The 19,502-nt window shown below is 51.9% G+C and carries 20 protein-coding genes; 6 read left to right on the top strand and 14 right to left on the bottom strand.

Features of this window, described 5'->3' with window-relative positions; all coding sequences use genetic code 11:
- The first annotated feature begins 1 nt into the window (after position 1).
- On the top strand, positions 2-1,267 hold the full coding sequence (locus AC6R10_RS16210; protein WP_500672893.1) for an allantoate amidohydrolase: 1,266 nt from the start codon (positions 2-4) through the stop codon (positions 1,265-1,267).
- A 10-nt stretch (positions 1,268-1,277) separates the two neighbouring features.
- Here the strand turns inward: AC6R10_RS16210 and AC6R10_RS16205 are convergent, their stop codons facing one another.
- The 13 genes from AC6R10_RS16205 to AC6R10_RS16145 form a co-directional block, all read right to left on the bottom strand.
- Entirely contained in the window at positions 1,278-1,556 is a 279-nt protein-coding gene (locus tag AC6R10_RS16205; RefSeq protein WP_500672892.1) for a putative quinol monooxygenase, read from the bottom strand.
- Positions 1,557-1,672: 116 nt separating this feature from the next.
- Complete coding sequence (locus AC6R10_RS16200) at positions 1,673-1,933, bottom strand: EF-hand domain-containing protein (RefSeq protein WP_500627243.1); 261 nt, start codon at positions 1,931-1,933, stop codon at positions 1,673-1,675.
- 126 nt (positions 1,934-2,059) lie between these two features.
- Entirely contained in the window at positions 2,060-3,361 is a 1,302-nt protein-coding gene (locus AC6R10_RS16195) for a urate hydroxylase PuuD (RefSeq protein WP_500672891.1), read from the bottom strand.
- Positions 3,307-4,674, bottom strand: a complete 1,368-nt coding sequence (gene guaD / locus AC6R10_RS16190) for a guanine deaminase (protein WP_500672890.1) — start codon at positions 4,672-4,674, stop codon at positions 3,307-3,309. The genes AC6R10_RS16195 and guaD overlap by 55 nt, the downstream gene beginning before the upstream one ends.
- A 2-nt stretch (positions 4,675-4,676) precedes the next feature.
- On the bottom strand, positions 4,677-5,000 hold the full coding sequence (gene uraH, locus AC6R10_RS16185) for a hydroxyisourate hydrolase (protein WP_500637530.1): 324 nt from the start codon (positions 4,998-5,000) through the stop codon (positions 4,677-4,679).
- On the bottom strand, positions 4,997-5,515 hold the full coding sequence (locus AC6R10_RS16180; RefSeq protein ID WP_500672889.1) for a 2-oxo-4-hydroxy-4-carboxy-5-ureidoimidazoline decarboxylase: 519 nt from the start codon (positions 5,513-5,515) through the stop codon (positions 4,997-4,999). Before AC6R10_RS16180 ends, uraH begins: the two co-directional genes overlap by 4 nt.
- Entirely contained in the window at positions 5,502-6,404 is a 903-nt protein-coding gene (gene xdhC / locus AC6R10_RS16175) for a xanthine dehydrogenase accessory protein XdhC (RefSeq protein WP_500672888.1), read from the bottom strand. Before xdhC ends, AC6R10_RS16180 begins: the two co-directional genes overlap by 14 nt.
- Entirely contained in the window at positions 6,397-8,757 is a 2,361-nt protein-coding gene (gene xdhB / locus AC6R10_RS16170) for a xanthine dehydrogenase molybdopterin binding subunit (RefSeq protein ID WP_500672887.1), read from the bottom strand. The genes xdhC and xdhB overlap by 8 nt, the downstream gene beginning before the upstream one ends.
- The gene (gene xdhA / locus AC6R10_RS16165) at positions 8,750-10,162 is read right to left on the bottom strand and encodes a xanthine dehydrogenase small subunit (protein ID WP_500672886.1); all 1,413 of its coding nucleotides are present in this window, start codon (positions 10,160-10,162) and stop codon (positions 8,750-8,752) included. Before xdhA ends, xdhB begins: the two co-directional genes overlap by 8 nt.
- 93 nt (positions 10,163-10,255) lie before the next feature.
- Positions 10,256-11,332, bottom strand: coding sequence for a BMP family ABC transporter substrate-binding protein (locus AC6R10_RS16160; protein WP_500672885.1), 1,077 nt, complete (start codon positions 11,330-11,332; stop codon positions 10,256-10,258).
- Between the two features lie 311 nt (positions 11,333-11,643).
- Positions 11,644-12,573 (bottom strand): ABC transporter permease, encoded by a 930-nt coding sequence (locus tag AC6R10_RS16155; protein WP_500672884.1) that lies wholly within the window; start codon positions 12,571-12,573, stop codon positions 11,644-11,646.
- Complete coding sequence (locus AC6R10_RS16150; protein ID WP_500630807.1) at positions 12,573-13,679, bottom strand: ABC transporter permease; 1,107 nt, start codon at positions 13,677-13,679, stop codon at positions 12,573-12,575. Before AC6R10_RS16150 ends, AC6R10_RS16155 begins: the two co-directional genes overlap by 1 nt.
- The gene (locus AC6R10_RS16145; protein ID WP_500672883.1) at positions 13,672-15,231 is read right to left on the bottom strand and encodes an ABC transporter ATP-binding protein; all 1,560 of its coding nucleotides are present in this window, start codon (positions 15,229-15,231) and stop codon (positions 13,672-13,674) included. The genes AC6R10_RS16150 and AC6R10_RS16145 overlap by 8 nt, the downstream gene beginning before the upstream one ends.
- A 226-nt stretch (positions 15,232-15,457) precedes the next feature.
- Between AC6R10_RS16145 and AC6R10_RS16140 the strand changes: the two genes are divergently transcribed.
- Complete coding sequence (locus AC6R10_RS16140) at positions 15,458-16,114, top strand: TetR/AcrR family transcriptional regulator (protein WP_500672882.1); 657 nt, start codon at positions 15,458-15,460, stop codon at positions 16,112-16,114.
- On the opposite strand, the gene AC6R10_RS16135 is transcribed toward AC6R10_RS16140, so the two are convergent.
- The gene (locus AC6R10_RS16135) at positions 16,098-16,964 is read right to left on the bottom strand and encodes an AraC family transcriptional regulator (protein ID WP_500672881.1); all 867 of its coding nucleotides are present in this window, start codon (positions 16,962-16,964) and stop codon (positions 16,098-16,100) included. The two genes, AC6R10_RS16140 and AC6R10_RS16135, sit on opposite strands and share 17 nt — an antisense overlap.
- A 188-nt stretch (positions 16,965-17,152) precedes the next feature.
- On the opposite strand from AC6R10_RS16135, the gene AC6R10_RS16130 reads away from it, so the two are divergent.
- From AC6R10_RS16130 to AC6R10_RS16115, 4 genes are all read left to right on the top strand, one after another.
- Positions 17,153-18,307 carry an aminotransferase-like domain-containing protein gene (locus tag AC6R10_RS16130; RefSeq protein ID WP_500672880.1) on the top strand — a complete coding sequence of 385 codons (1,155 nt, stop codon included), beginning with the start codon at positions 17,153-17,155 and terminating at the stop codon, positions 18,305-18,307.
- A gap of 89 nt (positions 18,308-18,396) precedes the next feature.
- On the top strand, positions 18,397-18,546 hold the full coding sequence (locus AC6R10_RS16125; protein ID WP_500672879.1) for a DUF2256 domain-containing protein: 150 nt from the start codon (positions 18,397-18,399) through the stop codon (positions 18,544-18,546).
- Between the two features lie 272 nt (positions 18,547-18,818).
- Complete coding sequence (locus AC6R10_RS16120; protein WP_500672878.1) at positions 18,819-19,022, top strand: Flp family type IVb pilin; 204 nt, start codon at positions 18,819-18,821, stop codon at positions 19,020-19,022.
- 30 nt (positions 19,023-19,052) lie between these two features.
- Positions 19,053-19,490, top strand: a complete 438-nt coding sequence (locus tag AC6R10_RS16115) for an A24 family peptidase (protein ID WP_500672877.1) — start codon at positions 19,053-19,055, stop codon at positions 19,488-19,490.
- Positions 19,491-19,502 lie beyond the last annotated feature (12 nt).

Genomic DNA, 19,502 nt, shown 5'->3' with positions numbered 1-19,502 from the left:
CATGAGTGTAGATACAGTGGATGATAAGAGTCACCAAGCGATGAGCATCGGTACTGAGCGCATTATGGCTCAAGCCGACCAACTCGCTCAGTGCAGCGCAGAACGGGGTGCGCTGACGCGCGGATACCTGACCAAAGAGCATCGAAATGCCCACGACCTGATCGCAAAATGGATGCGCGATGCGGGACTAGAAACCTGGCAAGACAGTGTCGGCAACCAGTGGGGGCGCAAAGTAGGCAGCGACCCTGAGGCGAAAGCATTGGTGCTGGGCTCTCACAGTGACACGGTCAGAAATGCAGGTAAATACGATGGCAACCTCGGTATTATTCTCGCAATTGAAGCACTGTCGCAACTAAAAGAGTGCCGCTTTCCGTTCCACATCGATGTGGTGGCATTTGCAGACGAAGAAGGGATGCGTTTTAACACCACGCTCATTGGATCGAGCAGTGTCGCAGGGCAGTTTGATCCCAACTGGCTCGATATCGCGGATGCCGATGGTATGACCATGGCAGACGCCATGCGCCAGTTTGGACTGGCGCCGAGTCTCGCAGGAAATGACGCGCGTAACGATCTGCTTGCCTACTTGGAAGTGCATATTGAGCAAGGCCCAGTGCTAGAAGCAGAGTCATTGCCCGTCGGTATCGTGACCGGTATTGCCGGGGCAAAACGTTTTACCTGCAAGGTAGAGGGCATGGCGGGACACGCAGGCACAGTGCCGATAGATTTGCGTCAGGATGCGCTGTGCGGCGTGGCTGAAATGGTGAGTTTTATTGAACGTTTTGCCAGAGAGCAAGAGATTGTCGCGACGGTGGGTAAACTATCCGTCGCACCGGGTGCGGTGAACGTGATCCCAGGTGCAGTCGAGTTTACTTTGGACATTCGCTCGCTTAATCAGCCGACGCTGGAGGCGTGTTGTGAGGTCGTCATCAACGAGTTGAACTTGATTGCGAAAAAACGTCGCCTACATTTCGACAGCGACAAGATATATCAAGCGAAAGCGGTCCTCTGTGATGCCGCCTTGCAGCAGCAATGGGCCTCAGTCGTTGAGTCGGTGACCGGTCAAACGGCGCGCTGTTTACCGAGTGGCGCAGGCCATGATGCCATGGTGATGGCGAAAGCGACCGACATCGCAATGTTGTTTGTCCGCTGTGAGAAAGGCATTAGCCACCATCCTAAAGAACAAGTGAATCAAGACGATGTCGCGGTAGCACTGGAATGCTTGATAGGCATGATTGATTCAATGAACCTCAAGGCAAAGTCGCCTTAACGCCCTCTAACTAGGATTCAGTGATGTCGTAATATCTTGCGACATTCTGAGTCACTTTTCCCCACTGTGACTCTTGCACTCGTCGTTGATGCTGCAGAAATGCTTCATGATCGACAAACTCTTCATACACATCAAATCGATGGGTGTCGTCAGGATTTTGCGTGACCTCAAAGCACAGGCAGCCCGGCTCATTTCGAGTGAGTTTACGGTGTATCTCCAGTTCGGCCAGTACGATACTACGATCCTCTAAGGGAATAATGATATGGCCGGAGAGTGTCACTTTGTTCATTGTGCGTCCTTGGGATTAAGTGCCTTCAGCATACCGTGCCCATAGGTGAAATCATAGGGATGATAGCGATAAAAAAACGCCCACTAAGAGCACGTCTTAAGTGAGCGTTAAGTTCGTTAGTCGCGAGCCGGTGGACGGTGCTCACTCATAAATTGCGAGAGTTCCGCCTCGGTGACTTTTCCATCGCCATCGGCATCAATAGAGCTAAAATCACGGGCTAACGGCCCTTTGGCTTCATCAGTGGTGATGTAGCCATCGCTATTTGAATCGATATCGCTAAAACTTGGCGGCGGGCCCTTGCGATCCCCGTCATTTGCACAAGCGGTGGTGATTAACAGAGCGCCGAGTAGCGCGGTACCAATGGTGAGAGTTTTCATCGTATTTTCCTTGTTAACAATGATTGACACACAGCATTGGAGCCGTTGAGTGGGATTTGGTTCGTAGCTTTACATTTTCTTACATTTTACGCTCCCACCAGTGTGAACTGGCGGGAGGGGGAAAGATTAATGGCTGTGACTAAGGGCCTCTTTAAGTTGCTGACGTTCTTGGTCTGTCATATTGGTTTTGTTGAGAAAGGGCATATCGGCCGACTCGACCGTACGCGCTAGAATGCGCGGGCTCCAGCGCTCAATATCTTGCCAAGAGTCGAAGATTGCGCCACTAGGTGCGACGGTGAACACATCGTCAGTCGGTGTGGCGCTGTGACATTGGGTGCAGCGCTGCTCAATGATCTGCGTCGCTATTTCGATATAGTGAGTACGATTGATATCATAAGCAAGGCCGGAAGTGCCTCCTTCCGACGCGCTCTGTTGATGCAGGGCTGAGTCCTGAGAAGTGGTCGTTTGCGTGGCCACACTGCTTGCGGTCGCCTCTGCACGCGAGGCTTTATTCGCTTGAACGGATCCCCAACTGACGAAAACCGCGAGAAGCAGCATGGCTATCGAGCTTGAAATGAGTACGCTTGGCTTCGATTTACCTGCATGCTTAAGGTTAAAGTAATGGCGTAAATATGCGCTGATCACCAGAATCAGCATCCCTACTAGCCAACTCAGCGAGTGTTGGTAGATCATCGGGTAGTGATTGCTGATCATGAGAAAAATCACGGGAAGGGTGAAGTAGTTATTATGGATAGAGCGGCGTTTACCCTCCAGTCCGGGAGCCGGATCGACCGCTTCACCCGCCGCTACTTGCGCCACCATTTTACGTTGGCCGGGAATGATTTTATGGAACACGTTGTTGACCATGATGGTACCCATCAATGCGCCCATATGGATAAAGGCACCCCGACCACTAAAGACGTGGGTAAATCCATAGAAGAACAGCGCGCCAAGCGCGATGAGTGCGCCGCAAAATAGACCGGCGTGACGCGAGAGGGGGGAGCGCATCAATGCTTCATAGACGACAACGCCGAGTGCAATGCCACCCAAGCCCAAACCTACGGCTTGGAGGCTAGTTAAACTCATGACTCTGGGATCAATGAGGTAGGCGGCGGCGTTAAAATAGTACATCCAAATCATTAACGCGGTGCCAGTGATCCATGTCGTGTAGGCTTCCCATTTAAACCAGTGCAAGTTGGTCGGCATGCTTTGAGGTCCAACCTGGTATTTTGCTACTTCGTAAAAACCGCCACCATGCACGGCCCATAAGTCGCCTTTGATACCTTTATCTTTCTTCCATTGCGGTGGATTTTCTAGGCTATTGTCAAGCCAAGTGAAATAGAAACTGGCGCCAATCCAAGCCACCCCACAGATTACATGAAACCATTTGATAAAGAGCGCAAACCATTCGTAGAGTTGTGGCCACATACTGATACATCCTTTTGATAAACTAAATTTCCGTGAACATAAGTGCGTTCGATGACACGCTCATCGCCTAAGGTGACAAGGGCGAAGAGTTGCTCATTCAAATCCTGACAGCGCGCTGTACGCTGCTTGAGCATGGGAAACGCGTTGAGATCTAACTCAACAAAATCGGCTTCCGTGCCGACGTTAAAGTTGCCAATACAGTGATCCAGCCCCATCGCGACGGCGGCGCCCTGGGTACACAAATATAAGGACTCAAACGCATCGAGACTGATGCCTTGTAATTGACAGATTTTGTAGGCGTCACTTTGGTTTTTAAGCAAGCTCAAACTGGTTCCGCCGCCGACATCACTGGCAATCGAAATGGGAATACCGGCCTCTTTTGCTTGCTGATAGGGAAACAAACCGCTGCCCAAAAACAGGTTCGATGATGGACAAAATGAGATTGACGCACCACTGCTCGCCAGCGCATGTTGTTCCCGCTCGCTAAGATGAATCGCGTGACCAAATAGGGCTCGATCGCGAACCAAATGGTGGCGCTCATAGACGCTAAGGTAATCGTTGTCGTCTGGGTAAAGCGATTGAACCCAAGCGACTTCGTTAATGTTTTCGCTTAAATGAGTTTGAATGAAGGTATCCGGGTGCTCATTGGCCAGTTGTCCTGCCTTCGCTAACTGCTCCGGTGTGCTGGTCGGCGCAAAACGCGGCGTGATGGCATAAAGAGCGCGGCCATTTTTGTGCCAGCGCTCAATCAAAGCTTTGCTATCACGATAGCTGCTCTCAGGCGTGTCTTGCAGTGCGTCAGGACAGAATCGGTCCATCATCACCTTGCCACAGACCATGCGCGCATCGTAGTCTTGCGCGGCGCTGAAAAAAGCGTTGACCGACTGCGGATGCACTGTGGCATAGACACTGGCTGTGGTGGTGCCGTGGGCAAACAACTGTTGGAGAAAAAAGTCGGCTTGCTGCTTGGCGTAGTGGGCATCGCTAAAACGAAGCTCAGTGGGAAAGGTGTAGGTGTTGAGCCAATCTAGCAGCTGTTTTCCATAACTGGCGATGATCTCAATCTGCGGGAAATGAACATGAGAGTCAATCATGCCAGGAATCAATAAACCGGAGTGAACCTTGACTCGTCCCTGTGTGAGAAGATCTTGGTTGGCAGAGTGGGCGAAGAAGGTGTTGGCATCACCCACATGAACGATTTTGCCCTCTTCGATGACCAACACGCCATCGCGCCAATACTCATAGTGCTTTTTGGGCTCAGATGTCGCTGTTGGAAAGTGCAACAAGCTGCCACGGTGAATCTGTCTAGCCATAATTAACTGCCTCGATAACTGGAGTAAGCGTAAGGAGAGAGCAGCAGCGGTATGTGGATATGACGCGTGTCTGAAACGCTAAAGTGCACGTCCACGTAGGGGAAAAAGGCGTTGGAAAATACGCGTTGGCAGTAGGGCGCGACTAAAAATCGCAGGGTATAACTGCCTGCTGCTAATGTGGTGTTTTCAAAACGGGCGCGGCCATCATCGTCGGTGTGCATGCGGGCGATGGGATCCTGTGCGCCAAGTGGATAGAGTTCCACTTCAATGTTTGCTGCGGGGTGACCACTGGCGGTGTCGAGGATATGGCAACTGAGCGTGTTCATAAATAAGCTTCCATTCTAATTTGACTGATTTTGATCTGTTCTTGCGCGGCTTCGCGCAGTTCCACTTCTCGGCTTCGAGCAATCCGCGATTCAAGTAGTGCAAGCATCTCTTTTGCACTTTTGTTGGTCGCGCAGACGATGAAGATGAAGCCGAATTTCTCTCGGTAGCGCTGATTGAGTGTGAGCAATCGCTCTAGGGTCTCTCTATCGGCGCTGGCCACTTGGCTCTGCTCTTTTTCACTGAGTGCTCGGCCTTGCGCGTATTTCTTTTCTAGACTGGCGAGATCGCCGATCATTGGATGCCCGGCAAAGGCCTCAAGCCAATCTTTCTCTTTAAGCTGCTGGAAGGCACGGCTTGCGCTATGGCGCAGTGCTTCACCGTCTTGAAAAGGTGCCGATTCCATCACCAAGGCTTGCCAGCGCAAACTGGCGCAAATCTGACTGAGCGCGAAGGCATCGAGCTGCGCAATCGGGCGTTTGCTTGAGGTATCACTTGTGGTTTTAGCTACAGTCATGCGCATTCCTTTCGAGTTGGGAGGTCACGAGTTGACGAGCGTCGTTGGCCTCGCGCCAAAGCGATTCAGGGCTCGTTTCTATCGCCGAGGATGAGTGGCTGGCAAAGTAAGCATTGAGCTGCGCTGCGACCGAAATAGCCACTTGCATCGGCAGTTTGCCTTTGACATCAGGATGCCCAATCGGGCAGGTGAGGTGCTCAAGCGTGGCCGGGTCGGCCAGTTGCTCTTTCAGGCGATAGCTAAAGCGCTGCTTTTTCCCCTCTGAACCGATTAAACCAACGAAAGCAAACCTGTTGGCATCCAAGGCTTGGCGAGTAATGTCGAAATCGAGGGCGTGATCTTGCGTCATCACCACGATGTAAGCATGGCTAGGTAGCGATGTAAGGGTTTGCGTGACATCCTCGATCAGATGGGTATGAATGTGGGCATCTTTGAGCGGAGCTAACCACTCACTGCGGGTATCGGCAACATGCAACTGGCAAGGCAGCTCAGTTAAGATCCGACACAGCGCTTGGCCGACATGCCCAGCCCCAAACACGACGACGTGTGGTGTTTGGGTAAGGAAATACTCCAACATCACTTGCACACCGCCGCCGCAACACTGGCCAAGATCGGCGGCGAGAGAAAAGCGTTCGATGGTAAGAGTCGATTGGGATGTCGCTAGTCCTTGACGCGCTTTTTCAATCACTTGGTATTCCAAGTTTCCGCCACCAAGCGTGTCAAACTGGGCGCTCTCGGTGATCACCATCTTAGCGCCTTGATTACGAGGTACCGAGCCGACACTGGCAATCACGGTAGCGATGCAGTAAGCCACACCTTGTGTCTCCAGCTGCTGACAGGCACTGAGCCATGAGAGTGAGCGGGAATGGAAAAATGGCGAATTAGTCATGGCTGTGCTCCTTCGCTCGTTGCTCGAGCCAGGTCAGTTGGTCTTCGCATGCAGAGAGAATCGCCTCGCCGGTCGCAGGCGCATGCAGCAAGGCGGCGTGTTGGTGTTCGCTAATGGATGAGATCGCATCAAAAATGGCGCACCAAGCGCTGATGCCGTGCATAAATGGCGGTTCACCCACCGCTTTAGAGCGATAGATGCTGGTTTCTGGGTTGGGTTTGTCGAACAAATCGATGTGCAACTGTTTGGGGTAATCACCAATGGTGGGGATTTTGTAGTTCATTGGGCTGTTACTGAGTAAACGCCCATCGTCTGCCCAGACCAACTCTTCACAGGTTAACCAGCCTAAACCTTGGATAAAGGCACCCTCAATTTGGCCTTTATCGATGGCCGGATTTAAGCTGTTGCCAACATCGTGGAGGATGTCGACGCGCTCGACGGTCATTTCGCCGGTTAGCGTGTCGATCATCACTTCAGAACACGAAGCGCCAAGGGCGAAGTAGTAAAATGGTCGACCGCTCGCGCTGGCTCTGTCGTAGCCGATTTTCGGCGTTTGATAGAAGCCAGTTGCGGAGAGAGAAACGCGGTTCATATACGCCGCTTGCACCAGTTCCGCCCAACTGACTGGCGTTTTGCTACCGATCAATTGACCGCCTTCGATATCGATCTCTGCGACTTGATAATGGCTTTTAGCAAACTCAATCAGCCTTTGTTTGATCTCTGCCGCCGCGTTGTGCGCCGCCATGCCGTTGAGATCGGCGCCCGAAGAGGCGGCGGTCGGTGAGGTATTAGGCACTTTATCGGTGCGTGTTGAGGTGACCAGTATGGCGTCAAGTGATACGCCCAGGGTTTGCGCGACGATTTGTCCCACTTTGGTGTGTAAACCTTGGCCCATCTCGGTGCCGCCGTGTGAGACCTGTACCGAACCGTCGGTGTAGACATGAATCAAGGCGCCAGCTTGATTGAGGTGTTTGGCAGTAAATGAAATTCCAAACTTCACTGGGGTAAGCGCCAAACCTTTTTTCAGATATGGATGAGTGAGGTTCCACTGAGTAACCGCTTCTCGGCGCTGACGATACTCACAGCGAGCTTCGAGCGATGTGATCAGTTCTCGCATCTCTTGGTGTTGAGACACTTCCATGCCGTAAGGCGTGGTGTGTTTATTCTCGTTATAGAGATTGTTAAGACGCACATCGAGCGGGTCTTGGCCGGTGGCTATCGCTAACTCTTGCATCGCTTTTTCTATGACGATCATCCCTTGCGGGCCGCCGAAACCACGAAACGCCGTATGAGACACAGTGTCGGTTTTTAAGCGATGACCCACGATGGTCGCTTCACCGAGTGAATAGGCGTTGTCTGCATGAAACATCGCGCGGTCGACAATCGCATCAGAGAGATCCGGTGAGTGGCCGCATAGGCCATGAATGGCAATATTGGCGCCTTGAATGATACCGTTGCCGTCGGCACTCAGTTGATAGCTTTGATAGAAAGGGTGGCGCTTGCCTGTTGCTGTCATATCGAGCGCGCGCGGCAAGCGCAGCTTGACCGCTTGTCGAGTGTAGTACGCGCCCAGTGAGGCTAAGCATGCCCATTGCGCCGCTTGGCTCTCCTTACCGCCAAATCCACCGCCCATGCGGCGCATATCAACGGTGACGCGGTTAAAATCGAGACCGAGCACTTCGGCAATGAGTTTTTGCACTTCAGAGGGATGTTGAGTGGAACATTGAACAAAAATGCCACCCTCTTCAGTTAGGTGCGCCAAGCTGACTTGACCTTCAAGGTAAAAATGCTCTTGGCCGCCCACATGCAGTTCGCCATTAATCACCACATCCGCGCCTTGCTGCCAGTCGCACGCTTTGCTTGGGCCCATTTGGTGCACCGGCAGAAGCGGCGCTTGGCCAACTGCGTCTTGGTGGTGGAGTATCACTCGGTCATTAACCTCATACTCCACTTCAGCGAGTGAGGCGGCGCGCCATGCTTGCTGGTGGCTACGTGCCAGTACTAATGCGATGGGTTGACCGTGGAAATGAATGTGTTGGTCGATCGTCAGCAGTGGATCGCCGGGAAAAATCGCACCGATGTCCTTATGCGCAGGGAGGTCGCGCTCACTCAGCACGGCGACGACACCGTCCGCCGCGCGAACGCGCTCAACGTCCAAACGTGTGATTCGGCCTTTGCTGACGTTACTGGTGATCACCGCCGCATGCAAGCAGCCCGCTGGCGTGGGGTAGTCGTCGACGAAACGGGCTTCGCCGCTGACTTGTCGGTCGGCGCTTTCATGCTTGACGGAGCGGCCAACAATCTTGGATGGCTGTCTGTTTTGAGTCTGTTCAAGTACGGTTAATTTACGCATGGTGAACCAACCTCACATCAATGTGTTGTGTTTGCAGATAGAAACGTTTGAGCAGGTTTTGCACTAACTTAACTCGATATTGCGCGCTGCCACGGACATCAGACAGCGGCTGGATAACCTCAGGAACCTTCTCCTGCGCCGCATGGACGATAGGCAGGCTCAGAGGACGCCCGACAAAGACTTTCTCAAGTTCGTGGAGGCGCACCGATTTTGCGGCGACTCCACCAGCGGAAATGACGCAATTCTTGACACGCTGGTCGCTATCTATTGTCATATTGATGCCTAGGGTGACCGTGGCGATGTCGTCTTCGTAGCGTTTGCTTATCTTGTATATCGCGTGATGTTGATTAGGCGCGAGTCTGGGTAGGTGAATCGCACTGATCCATTGATGGCCACGCAATAAGGTTTCACGGTAGCCCGTGATGTAGTCCTCGGGGGCAAACAGCGTTTTCGTCACGCCGTCATCCACTTCGATACGTCCGTTGAGGCTCATCAACAAAGGAGCAATATCGCCAATGGGTGAGGCGTGGCCTAAGCTACCGCCAAGCGTTGCGCGGTGGCGAATGGTTAAACTGCCCAGTCTTTCAATCACCTCATCGGCACTGGGGAAATGCTCGCGTGCAAAGGCGTGTACACGGTCCATCGGCACCGAAGCACCGATACGCCAACCAGAGGTGGTCTCGGTGATGGTGAGAAGATCATCGACATTAGAGATGTCGATCAGTTCAGGTAGTGAGCGACCTTGTTGGGTGACTTCCAATGAGAGGTCTGTGCCACCAGCAATCAGTCTAGCGCTGGGCATTTGGGATTTGGCTTGCGCCAGTTCAAGGCGCGTTTTTGGTCTGGCGTAGGGGTGGCAAGAGGCGTCATCGACACTGGCCATCCAGGTTTTCACTGCGCTGGCGTCTTGCTCCAGCGGATCGTCAATTGACTGGCTTGCGATGGTGTTGGCGACCTCGATCAACGGGCCGTAGCCAGTACAGCGACACAAATTTCCTGCGAGGTAGTCACTCGGGTGTGACACTGTCTGTTTTTGCTTCGATAGTGCGTAAAGGGACATCACAATCCCAGGCGTGCAAAAACCGCACTGGGTGCCATTTTTGTCCACTACAGCTTGTTGCACCGGATGCAAGGCTTGCGCTTGTTTGAGGTGTTCGACGGTAATGATTTGCTTACCATGCAGCGCGTGAACGGGGGTGATACAGGCATTGATTTGCTTGTAGCTCAGTTCGCCGTTTGGGTCTGATTCCACCATGACAACAGTGCATGCGCCGCAATCACCGCTGGCACAGCCCTCTTTTGAGCCGGTCAGTTGTTTGTGTTCGCGTAGGTAGTTAAGCAACATGGTGTCGGCGTCGAGGGACGCAATCTTAACAACCTCACGATTGATCATGAGCTCCAACATAACTTCCTCTGTTCTTATTATCTTGTCCAACTGGTCAACTATTTAGGTAAAAAAAGGCTCGCACCCGTGAGCGAGATGCGAGCCTAGATAGGTTTAGTTAGGAATTTTTGCGTCGATACCTTCGACGTACCAGTTCACGCCCGCAAGCTCTTTGTCATTGAGGGTGTATCCCGCTGCAATGACTTCGTTGCCTTGGTTATCTTTCATCGGGCCGGTAAATGGATGGAACTCGCCAGATTTGATCTTCGCCTCGGTTTCGGCGATGGCGTCTTTGATCTCAGATGGCAGGTCTGGATTGATCGAGACAATTTGCAGCAACTCATCTTTTAGACCACCCCAATAGTCTTGTGGTGCCCAAGCGCCATCCATTGTTCCCTGTACCGTTTTGATGTAATGCGGTGCCCAGTTATCCCTTACCGAGAACATGTGGGCTTTCGGCGCGAAGTGACTCATGTCGGAAGCTTGTCCAATCCCCATCACACCGCGTTTTTCCGCGGCAATCAGAGGCGCTGGGCTGTCGGTGTGTTGAATAATGATGTCTACGCCTTGGTCGATGAGCGCGTTCGCGGCGTCAGACTCTTTGCCCGGATCGTACCAAGTGTTGACCCAAACAATTTTCAGTTTCACATCGGGATTGACACTTTTCGCACCAAGATAGACTGAGTTAATGTCGCGGATCACTTCCGGAATAGGGAAAGACGCGATGTAGCCAAGGGTATTGCTCTTTGTCGCCATGCCCGCAGCAACACCAGACACATAACGGCCTTCATAGGTACGAAGAGTGTAGGTGCCAAGGTTCTTGGCCATTTTATAGCCCGTGGCGTGTTCAAAGGTGATGTTTGGGAAACGTTTGGCGACTTTCAGTGTTGGGTTCATAAAGCCAAACGAGGTGGTAAAGATGACATCGTTGCCTGATTTGGCCAACTGAGTGATCACGCGCTCAGCATCCGCCCCTTCGGGTACGTTTTCGACAAAGGTGGTTTTCACCTTTCCAGCGAAATGTTTTTCCATCTCAATGCGGCCTTGGTCGTGCTCATAGCTCCAGCCATGATCGCCGACGGGACCCACATAGACGAAGCCGACTTTGACTTCATCTTCTGCAAGCGTTGAAGCTGAGAGCAACGAGGTCACTGATAAGGCCACCGCTGTCATCCACTGATTCATTTTCATGAAATTCTCCGTTTTCATTTTTGGTTTGAGTAGTAAGAACCTAAGCTGAAACTGATTCTTATTTATCTGCATAGCAAAAACTTGACCAATTGGTCGTATTTTTAGCCGAAGGGTGAAAATAATCGCGCAACGCCCGTCAAATCTGGTGTGGGGTGAGGTTTACGTGCTTCTTAGTTTCGAGGGATTTGAGTGATACGCGTGGTGGATGAGGGTGGTGTGATTCATTGTTGTGCGAAATAATACCGCCCGTGCACCGTTTTAATGCACGGACGCTATTACCACAACCGCTATCACCACAACCATAAGAACAATCAATGGCGTTTGGGGTCAAACGGTTTACCAAGGCTCATTGGTGTTGCCAATTTTTGGCGCAACTCGTTGGAACTGAGTAATACCATCACAACGATAGTGGCGACGTAGGGGGTCATGGCTAATAAGTTGGGCGAGATGTCCAAACCGACCCCTTGCATCATTAAATGCATAATCGACGTCAAGCCGAACAAGTAGGCACCAAGCATCAAGCGTCCCACTTTCCATGAAGCGAAGACTACCAGAGCCAGCGCAATCCAGCCTCGACCTGCTGTCATGTTCTCCATCCACATTGGGGTATAGGCTAAAGACATGTAGGCGCCCGCCAGTCCTGCAAGTGCGCCGCCCAGTAGCGTGACAAGGTAGCGTACTTTGATCACTTCAATGCCAAGGGCATTGGCCGAATGCGGGTTCTCACCGACAGCACGGATCACCAACCCAGCGCGCGTCCGACTGAGCACCCAAGCACTAACAGCGACCAGAACAAAGCTGGCGTAAACCAATAGATCATGTTGAAAAAGCAGCGGCCCAAGAAAAGGCAGATCGCTAAGCAGCGGAATCGCTATCGGTTGAAAGCCTTCAAGGGTGGATCCCACTAAACTGCCGCCGAGGAAGGCGCTCAAACCAGTACCAAAAATAGTCAGTGCTAAGCCTGTCGCGACTTGATTGGCACTCAGGCTGAGTGTCAGTACACCAAAAATAAAGGCCATCGTCATACCTGCGACCATAGCGAGGAGAACGCCCATCGCGAGGCTGCCGGTGAAATACGCGCCGGCAAAGCCCGCCATGGCGCCCATCAGCATCATGCCTTCTTGGCCCAAGTTCAGTACGCCGGTTTTTTCGCAAATCAGTTCACCAAGGGCGATGATGAGTAGCGGCGTCCCAGTTTTTAATGCTGCTATGAGCAGCGATTGGATAAGTAGTGCGTCCATTAGGCGGCTCCTTGGTGGTCAATTGGGTTAGTTTGAGTGCGGGCGAAAAGCGGTTTCACCATCACCAAGCGATAGTTGATCAAAAAGTCGCACGCAAGGAGGAAGAACAGCAAAGTACCTTGGAATAGGCCTGTCACCGCAGTAGGTAAGCCCAGCTCAATTTGCGCGAGATCGCTCCCCATATAGAGCACGCCCATAAACAAAGCCGCAATCACCACACTAATAGGATTTAAGCGCCCCAGATACGCAACGATGATCGCGGCGTACCCATAGCCTGGAGAGACAGACGGGATCAGTTGTCCAATGGGCCCAGTCACTTCCGCCGCCCCAGCAAAGCCCGCAAGCGCCCCCGCGAGAAGCATCACGCCCCAGACGAGTTTCTTTTCTGAAAAACCGGCGTATTTAGCCGCTGCCTTGGCCTCACCTAACACGCGCAGTTGGTAGCCGGGTAAGGTTCGAAACAAGGCAAACCCCGCGAGCAGCGCGATGCCAATGGCAATGACGATCGCCATCGAAGCACGGCCGGATTCAAATAGCGGGCTTAGCATGACTGCATCGGCAAACATCACGGACTCTGGGAAACCAAACCCTTGCGGGTCTCTTAGCGGGCCATGTACCGCCCAGAGCAAAATATAGAGACCGACATAGTTGAGCATGATAGTGGTTAAAATGATGTTGGTGTGAAAACGTCGATAGAGCAGGGTGGGGATGGCCGCCCAACCCGCGCCAGCCACAACACCAGCACCGATGGCCAGTACTAGATGAAGTGGACCTGATTGTTCGGTGGCGCTGATGGCAACCGCACTTGCTGCTACGGCGCCAATCAGCAGTTGGCCTTCAGCGCCAATATTCCAAATATTGGCGCGATAGCAGAGCGCCAAACCGACCGCACAGAGCATTAACGGCGTGGATTTCACCAACAACTCGCCGAGGTTATAACTGTCCTCAAACGGCATAACGACAAACACTTCAAAGGCGCGCACCGGACTGACATCCAGCCAGACAAACAAAAGGCTCGACAGCGCAAGCGTCAGCGTTATCGCAATGAATGGCGATAGCCACATCATCCACTGCGAGCTTTCTAATCTAGGTTCCACTTTAACCATGACTCACCCCCTGCGATTCGCTGCTTGCGCCTTGGTGGGAAGATGGCGATAAAAAGCCACCCGCGATCCACTCACCCAGTTGGTCGATAGAGGTGTCGTCGGTTTTTACGGCCGGAGAGACATGCCCTTCATAGATGGCGGCGAGGCGGTCACAGATCATAAAGAGTTCATCAATATCTTCTGATACCACCAACACCGCTGCCCCTTGGTCACGCAGTGCAATCAGTTGGCGATGGATGGCGCTGGCTGCGCCAATATCCACGCCCCAGGTCGGGTGGGCGCAAATCAGTAGCGTCGGGGATTGAGCGATTTCTCGTCCCATGATGAATTTTTGCAGATTGCCGCCAGAGAGGCTTTTTGCTTGCGATTGCTCATTGCGACACTTGACCTGATTGTCTTGGATCAACTGCTTGGCGAGTTGTTTGAGTTTGGGAAACTGAATCAAGCTCTTGTGATTTAAGCGGGCGGCGTGAGTCAGTAGCGTGTTCTCTTCCAAACTCATCTCTGGTACTGCGCCTTGGCCAAGCCGGTTAGCAGGTACATAGGCAAGGCCGCGTTTGCGCCTTTGCCCGGCATCAAGGTGTCCAATCGCCTCGTCTTGCCACTGGATGCTGCGCTTGCTGGCTCGGGTATCTTCGCCGCTAAGCGCCGCTAGCAGTTCTTCTTGGCCGTTTCCCGCCACTCCGGCGAGGCCAAAGATCTCGCCTGCATTAAGGCGGAGAGCGACGTCTTTTAGTGCGCAGCCAAAAGGATGAGAAGCCTCGAGTGACAAGCCTTTCGTGTGCAAGACAGGGGCGCTGCCCTGCACTTTGTCATAGTGCTCTGAGAGGGTCGCATGTTCTCCAACCATCATTCTGGCAATGCTGTTGGGCGTTTCTTGGCTTGGGTCGCACTCACCGGTCACTTTTCCGCCGCGTAGAATGACGGCTCGGTGGCATAAGGCGGTCACCTCTTTGAGCTTATGGCTGATGAATAAAATGGCGCAGCCTTCTAAGGCAAGTTGGTTGAGTACCGCAAACAACCCTTCGATCTCTTGCGGCGCAAGTACTGAAGTCGGTTCATCGAGGATCAATAGCTTCACGTTTTGAATCAAGCAGCGCAATATTTCAACACGCTGTCGTTCACCGATACTTAGGCTATGTACGTAACGATCGGGGTCAACATGGAGCTGATATTGGAGACTTTTATCGATGATCGTTTGTCTGAGATTGCCGATGGTCGCCAGAAAGGTTTTATCCAATCCCAGCTCGATGTTTTCTAACACAGTGAGCGTTTCAAACACGGAAAAGTGTTGAAATACCATGCCGATCCCCATCTCTCTTGCTTGGGTCGGTGAGGCAATCGTGACTTCATGGTTGTTCCATAATATCGCACCGGATGTGGGCGTGTTCACGCCGTAAATCATCTTCACTAGGGTTGATTTCCCAGCGCCGTTTTCCCCAAGTAGCGCGAGAATCTCGCCGCTACGGAGTTTTAAATTCACTTTGTCATTTGCGACGACCCCCGGAAACACCTTCGACAGGTTCCAGAGTTCGAGAAGCGGTGCTGTCATGTTGAGCCAAGTCCTTTTGGTTTTTTTAAATGGTATTGATGGGCTAAATGCAAAAAGCTGACCAATTGTTCAAGCCAACGTTGGGCTAGGCTCGCGATCCATACGGTGGCAATCGGTGAACTAAATCAGTGCGCATGCCTGCTCTTGGTGCAGACTCACAGGCTTGACAAGGCAATGAAATCGGGTGATTACTGTAAAAAGAGTCAGCACAAGACAAGGAGTCATTTTGAACGTCCAACTTGGTAAGGAAAAGCGCGCATCCTCGGGCGAAATCCGCAGGCGCAACGAGCAGTTGATCTTGCAAGCCGCCGCCGATGAGTTTGTCAAGCACGGTTACAAAGGCACGTCGATACAAGCCATTGCAGACAGAGTGTCGCTGCCCAAAGCGAACATCCTCTATTATTTTAAATCCAAGTCAGGACTGTATAAGGCGCTACTGCAAGACATTCTAAACCTTTGGAATGATGGCTTTTCCGAAGATGCCATTCAGCGCGATCCACAAGAGGTATTGCGGCGATATATCGTAGGCAAAATGCGTTACAGCCGCAGTCATCCGCAAGAGTCGAAAATTTTTGCCCAAGAGATCATCCAAGGGGCCCCCAACATTCGTGCGGCGATCCAATTTCCGGTTGTGGAGTGGAGCAGTGGCAAGGCGACCGTGATCAGCGCCTGGGCCGAGCGGGGGCTCATTCGTGCGGTTGACCCGTACCATTTGCTGTTTCTTATTTGGGGCGCGACGCAATTCTATGCCGACTTTGAAAGTGAAATTGAACTCATTAAAGGGGCTCAACTCTCCGATGACGAGTATCAGCAGGCGCAAGAGTTTGTGGTCGATATGGTCCTGCGCGGCCTAAAACCGGATCCGGTCAATAAAACCCAATAGGCAGATAAAAATCGAGCTCAAAATGTTCACTTTTGTTGGTGAAATGGTTATCGAAATAGTGCACGTAAGCCGGGGTAGAACCGAGTTTAAACCCTGACTGTGGCAGCCAACGTTCCAACACTTGACTGATTTGTGGTAGCAACTCCCCATACACACCGGTCAATCGAAACACGGCGTGTAACCCACCTGGGATCACCAACTGATTAACCAAACTGCGTACCTTGATCGGTTTATCGATTTCAATACACGCCACATAGCGGCACTCGTCCAATTCCACCCAAGCGGGGTTAGAGTGGTGCAGGCCAAACTGGATGCTGGCGTCCCGCTGCTCTGAAAGCGCCCATGCATTGAGTACCGTCCACGCTTTTTTGATGGAACGGTTGTAGCCAGTATGACGAATATAGGCTGCAAAGCGCTCAGGCACCTGCCTGATTTGAGGCTCTGGCAACGGCTTATTGGCGGTGCGATGGTAGCCGGCTGCGATTTCTGAGTCTTTTAAATAGGGTTTGTCACCCGCGCGTAAATCTTGCTGACGCCACTCCCCCGGAGAGACTGAAAACGTCGCTTTGAACGCTCGGCTAAACGACGAAACCGATTGAAATCCACAGCGCGCGGCGATGTCTGCCACCGAAGACCCTTGGTCAAACATCAACTGGTTGGCGGCATACTCCATGCGAGTACGGCGAATGTACTTGTGCAGCGATTCGCCGACAACCTGTTTAAACACGCGATGAAAGTGCTGTTCAGAATAGGCAGCGACGTTGGCAAGCGCTTTGCCGGGGAGATCGCGGCTGATGTCTTTGTGGATGTAATATAGCACATCGTTGATACGGGACAGGTGTTGGGCCATGGTTTGATAAAAATCGCATAAATGGACATGTTGATAAGCATAAATGGACAGCGCAAAATGTGCAACGATAGGTAATATCGAACGTCATAACAGAATATTTCACTGCTCTCACTTGCCGTAAGTGAACAGCCTTTGATTAGGCGCAGCCAAGGGGTTGCGCTGCGAGTTTGAAACGCACAGGGTCCGATATGCACATTGCCAAGTCATTAGCCAACACGCCTTCTTCTTACATTCGCGAAATTCTTGCTGCTGCCTCAGACAAGAGTGTGATTTCGCTTGCGGGCGGTTTGCCCGATGAACAAACCTTTCCTATCGAATTGATGCGGCCGACGCTAGAGAGTTTGCACCTGCAACCTGACGTGTTTCAGTACGGTGCCACGGCAGGTTACGGGCCTTTGCTCGACTATTTAACCGATCACTACGATTTGCCGTCCTCACACAGCGCGATGGTCACCACCGGATCGCAGCAAGGGCTGGATTTGATTGCGCGTGCCTACATTGACCCGCAAGACACAGTGGTGATGGAAGCACCAAGTTACCTCGGAGCGATGCAAGTCTTTGGGTTAGTGGAAGCGAATATCGTCACAGTGTCACAGACAGAGCAGGGGCCAGACTTGGCGCAGCTTGAGCAGGTTTTCCAAACTCAGCAACCGAAAATGTTCTACGCCGTACCGGATTTTCACAACCCAACGGGGGTGTGTTGGTCACTCGATACGCGTGAGCGCGTTGGTCAGTTGTGCGAGCAGTATCAAGTCACCTTGATTGAAGACGCGCCATATCGCGAGCTGCGTTTTGCGGGCACGGCACTGCCAATGGCGTCAACGTTCTGCCCGCAACACTCGATTGTGTTGCGCTCCTTCTCCAAAATCGCCTCACCGGGTCTGCGCGTAGGGGTTGTGACTGGCAACACCACCTTCTTAGCACCACTGATCAAAATTAAACAAGGCGCCGATTTGCACTCCAGCGTACCGATGCAAGCGGTGCTGCTTGGTCTGTTGCAAAACCCTGCGTTCAGTCAGCACATTGAGACGATTCGCACCTTGTACCAAGCGCGTTATCAGAGTTTATACCGCTCTCTCAAAGCCTCACTGCCTGCTGGCTGTGATGTACGTCCAATCGAGGGCGGCATGTTCGTCTGGCTCACCTTACCGGAGTGCGACAGCTTTAAGCTCGCCACCCAACTGCTTGAAAATAAAGTGGCGGTGGTCCCAAGTAGTGTATTTTACCCCGCCGGCGCGAAGGCGTCCCCAGCACTGAGACTTAACTTCACCAATGCAAGCGAACAAGAGTTGACCATCGCCGTTGAGCGTTTGGTTGCAGGCCTCACCGATATTCTCAGTTAACTCCAACGCATGTCGCCTGATCGGACTGTGTCGGGTGACGTATCACCAAACATGACCCACTCATAAGATGATACGAGCCCACAGGCGACATGCACAAAAAACTGACCCTTCCCGAAAAAATCTGCCCCATCTGTCATAGACCGTTCCACTGGCGTAAAAAATGGCAACGCTGCTGGGATGACGTGAAATATTGCTCTGCGCGCTGTCGGCAGAAAAAGTCATCTAGCCCTTTTTTCTGATTTTTCTCACCAATAATGTAAATAAATGTTTCCAAGAATAATCATCAAACATCTGTCTTTTATCGAGATTGCAGAATTTTGACGTTCTTTCTGTCAATTTCATGGCATAAACGTGATTACTGATAAATATGCAAGTCGTTGTATTGAATTTTTCGATAGATATCTATTTTGCTCTGATGTGATAAAGATTCCAAAATCCCTCCCACCAGAAAACTTGATGCATATACCCAGTGCATCAATCGGGAAACACTTTATCTATCTAGAGGAAAATTATGAACATTTCACAACTTCTTAAGGCATTCAAAAAGGATGAGCGCGGCGTAACGGCCATCGAATACGGTTTGATTGGTGTGGCGATGGCCGGGCTTTTGGCGGTGGTATTAACTACTGCAGATGATAGCTTACTAGACGGACTAAAAAATTCGTACGAAAGCATTGCAGCGGACATTAAGGTAGTGAACGACCAAACTTACTAATAATAGTAATCAAGAAAAACAGAGTAATTGATGTCAATCTCGTTGCTGCTTCTTACAAGTGTACTTATCTACATATCGATAGTCGATTACCGGCAGCGATTGATCTCGAACATTCTTGTTTTTTTTGTCGCACTGTTATGCTGCATGCTGTCAATTGAACAGTCATGGGCACTGCACGCTTTTGCCTACTCTGCCATGTTGCTCTCTGCGGGGCTGGTTTTGTTTCACCTTGGTTGGGTAGGCGGCGGTGACATTAAGCTGATTGCTGCCTTATCGCTGGCGGTAGCGCCAGCGTTTTTACCCGCGGCAGTCATCGCTATGTTGCTTGTAGGCGGTGTGCTGGCCGCGGCGTATTGGGTCAAATATCGCTGGTGGCAGCGGGGTAAACCCGACCGTGGTCTGCCGTATGGCGTCGCCATATGTACTGGTTTTTACCCGCTGATTGTATTGAGCAGCTATTACCCCTAACGCGTTAATCTA

It is taken from the genome of Vibrio sp. R12-SG2-ISO1 (genome assembly GCF_059834045.1).
The sequence above is the reverse complement of the archived record's forward strand: the minus strand, read 5'-3'. Positions and strand labels throughout refer to the sequence as shown.